This window comes from Flavobacteriales bacterium (assembly GCA_013001705.1).
In the GTDB taxonomy this organism is placed as follows: Bacteria; Bacteroidota; Bacteroidia; order Flavobacteriales_D; family JABDKJ01; genus JABDLZ01.
The window spans coordinates 1-3,587 of the sequence record JABDLZ010000128.1 but is presented as its reverse complement, the minus strand read 5'-3'; the positions used below and the strand labels follow the sequence as shown (position 1 = coordinate 3,587).

Annotated in this window: 4 protein-coding genes; 1 reads left to right on the top strand and 3 read right to left on the bottom strand. The window is 49.1% G+C overall.

Annotated features, from left to right (window positions below):
- Both HKN79_05370 and HKN79_05365 read right to left on the bottom strand, forming a co-directional pair.
- Positions 1-971: hydroxymethylglutaryl-CoA reductase (locus tag HKN79_05370; protein NNC82987.1), on the bottom strand; the 971-nt coding region annotated here is incomplete at its 3' end.
- 101 nt (positions 972-1,072) lie between these two features.
- Positions 1,073-1,483, bottom strand: coding sequence for a hypothetical protein (locus HKN79_05365; GenBank protein NNC82986.1), 411 nt, complete (start codon positions 1,481-1,483; stop codon positions 1,073-1,075).
- Positions 1,484-1,689: 206 nt separating this feature from the next.
- Between HKN79_05365 and der the strand changes: the two genes are divergently transcribed.
- Complete coding sequence (gene der, locus HKN79_05360; protein ID NNC82985.1) at positions 1,690-2,994, top strand: ribosome biogenesis GTPase Der; 1,305 nt, start codon at positions 1,690-1,692, stop codon at positions 2,992-2,994.
- On the opposite strand, the gene HKN79_05355 is transcribed toward der, so the two are convergent.
- Positions 2,995-3,303 carry a hypothetical protein gene (locus HKN79_05355; protein NNC82984.1) on the bottom strand — a complete coding sequence of 103 codons (309 nt, stop codon included), beginning with the start codon at positions 3,301-3,303 and terminating at the stop codon, positions 2,995-2,997.
- Between the last annotated feature and the right edge of the window lie 284 nt (positions 3,304-3,587).

The window sequence follows — 3,587 nt, the reverse complement described above, 5'->3', positions numbered from 1 at the left end:
ATCGTACAGTGGGTCAGACTGCGATATTGACCCGTACGTGCGGCATAGGCATGCGCACAGGCCTCTACCGCTCTGAAATCGTTTCCTGTAGCGATCACCACAGCATCGATACCGTTCATGATGCCTTTATTATGCGTGGTCGCGCGATAAGGCTCGATCTCTGCAATACGCACGGCTTCTTCAAATTTCTTGGCAAAGACATCTGCCGTTAGATCGTTCCAGCCATTATATAGGTCATCGACAGGACAACCCACTTCTGCTCGAACCACACAATCAGGTGTATAGTTGGAGAGGATGCACATGATGACCATAAGGCTCTTCTTCTCATCTTCTGAGAATAGAGTAGAAGCAGCGGCCTCTTCCTTCCAGATCTTGGACCAGCGCTCCAGAATGCTATTGATGAAGTTGGCCCCCATGGCATCTTTGGTCTCGTAGATGCCTTTGAGCTGCATGTAGTCCTTTTCATCCAAAGTCTTGTCCACCAATTCGATATCGATGATACCTCCGCCACGCTGGCGCATATTGGCTGTGAGGTCATCGGTCTCTCGTAGGAGTTTATCCTTCACATCGTAAAAGAAGGTGCGCACTTTCTGCACATCGGTCGCCCAGGTGAAGTGCACATGACCGACCTTACGAGTGGAAAGCACCTCGGTCTTGAACCCGCCTCGCTGTGCCCAGTAACTGGCGGCTTTGGCGGCAGCAGCCACTACAGAACTTTCTTCTATGGCAAATGGGATGCAGTAGTCTTGGCCATTGATGACGAAGTTGGGTGCTACACCGAAAGGCATGTAATAATTGCTCAGCGTATTCTCGATGAACTCATCATGTAGCTTCTGAACTTTACTATCGCTATGCCAGTAGCTTTTGAGGAAATCCACTTTACGGTCATCCCCATCGAAGTACTGTTCGATGAGCCATTCCATCTTTCCTTCTTTAGAAAGTTTGGAGAATCCTTTGATCTGCTTCGTCATGTGTCCTGTCTTGATCGATCACAAAATTAGTCTAGAAACAACGATACCGGCCCTAGGACCGGTATCTCTGTAAGGAAAGAAAATTCTTTCAGAACGCTGTATCAGGCATCCAACACGTCATTTCCTACCGTTGCTGGAGCACCATCAGCACCTGCTGGGCCATGGTACTTGTAATCTCCGAATCCGAGCATGGGGTAGAATACGATTCCCAGTAATAATAGGCCAATGGTGAACCCGACTCCTTGACCAAAGCTCTTTGAAAGTAGATTGGTCATCCAGATAGCAAAGATCAGATTCACAAATGGGATGAACATCATGAGCACCCACCAGCCGGGCTTGCCAACGATCTTGGTAAGTATATAGATGTTATAAATAGGAATGATCGCGGCCCATCCAGGTTGACCGGCCTTTTGATAGATCTTCCATTGAGCAGCGATCAAGAAGATGATCACGGCCAGATAGAGTATGATGGCCCACGCAGGGAGCCCTTCGTTCGCGTATTCAGGGTTCATGATGTCGAGTATTGGTTCAGATGGCAAGATAGACTATGCCTAGTTCCTAATCCTAATCTACGACCCCTACTTTTCCAATTCTCCATTTGGATAAAACAATCCCCTAGCCCGCATGCTGGCCTTTTAGTCTTGAATTACAGCTGGAATTTCTTGGAAACAAGGCCAAGGGGTATCCCAAGCGTGAGAATAGCCCTAAACTTGCAGCCATGTCCAACATCGTGGCCATCATCGGAAGACCCAATGTGGGTAAATCGACCTTCTTCAATCGCTTGACGGGGGAGCGCTCGGCCATTGTAGATGAGCAGAGCGGTGTGACCCGGGACCGTCACTACGGGCATTCGGAGTGGAATGGAGTGGAATTCTCAGTCATCGACACCGGAGGCTATGTAGAAGGGAGTGATGATGTCTTTGAAGAACAGATCAATCGGCAGGTGCGCTTGGCCATAGATGAAGCCGATGTACTCATCTTCCTGACCGATGTAGAAACAGGCATCACCGACCTGGATGGCGGAGTGGCAGAACTCCTCCGACAGACCCAGAAACCTTTTCTGGTCGTGGTGAATAAGGTGGATAATCATCAGAGACGTACTGATGCCATGGAGTTCTATAGCTTGGGGCTTGGCGAGTACTATCCCATCTCGGCCATCAATGGCAGCGGGACAGGGGATATGCTGGATGCCTTGGTAGAGAAACTCGATCAAGAGGCAGAGGTGGATGTTCCGGACCTTCCGCGTATAGCGGTCGTAGGCAAACCCAATGTGGGAAAATCCTCCTTCACCAATGCCATACTAGGCAATGAGCGCAACATCGTCACCGATGTGGCCGGTACCACCCGGGATGCGTTGGATACGCACTACAATGCTTTCGGCATGGAATTCATCATTGTGGATACGGCCGGTATCCGCAAGAAGAAGAAGGTACATGAGGATGTGGAATTCTATTCCGTGCTCCGATCCATACGGGCCATCGAGCAGAGTGATGTATGCATACTTATGATCGATGCACAAGATGGGCTGCAGAAGCAGGATCTGAATATCTACTATGTGATAGAGCGCAATAAGAAAGGCGTGGTGGTGCTGGTCAACAAGTGGGACCTCATCGACAAGGATGAATCCTCCACGCGCATCATGGAGAAGGAGATCAAGGAACGCTTGGAACCCTTTACCGATGTGCACATCATATTCACCTCAGCACTCACCAAACAGCGTATCCACAAAGCGCTGGAAACGGCCTTGGAAGTGTATCAGAATCGCGCCCAGCGAATTCCTACCTCCCGGCTCAACGAGGTGATGTTGCCTATTATAGAGAATACTCCTCCGCCCGCTACCAAAGGGAAGTATATCAAGATCAAGTACTGCGCCCAACTCCCGACCACAGTACCCTCTTTTGCATTCTTCTGTAATCTGCCCCAGTATATCAAGGACCCGTATCGCAGATTCTTAGAGAATCAATTGCGCAAGCACTTCCCACTGACCGGGGTCCCGGTCAACATCTTCTTCAGGAAGAAATGATCAGAATATCCTACCGGTGAAGAGTAGGATGAGGTAGAGTGTGGCGATCAAAGTGATGACCATGCGCAATCCGGCTATCCACGTGCGCGGTCGCATGGTGGCAAAACAAAGTACAGATTGCAATGTGATACTGATCAATCCGATCAAGAGGAGATACACCCCATAGGGCCAATGCAAGAAGTCGAAGACCAGATAGAAGATGGCCATCACTCCGGTGAACATCAAGGTATAGAATCGGAGTTTGCGGCAGATACTCACCTGACCTTGTCTTCGGGTCAAATGCTCATCGAGTATCCGTTCATCTCTCATTGACAACAAAGCTAGCTCATGACTATGCTTCCTTCCAATCTCGAGCATCTACGTTCTGCCTTAATTTCCTTTGGCTTGTAGAGATAGCCCCTTATGGTTAAATTTAGGGTCCCTTTCCTTGAAAAGGCCCCTACACACGCTATGAATTATTACCGCCTGACCCTACTTCATTTACTATTGGTCCTGTTATGTTATGGACCGACCTCAATCCAAGCACAGAGTTCAGTCGGAACTGTCGGTCTAGAAGAGTTGAAAGAGCGGCACGAGGATGAAGACCTCGTGAT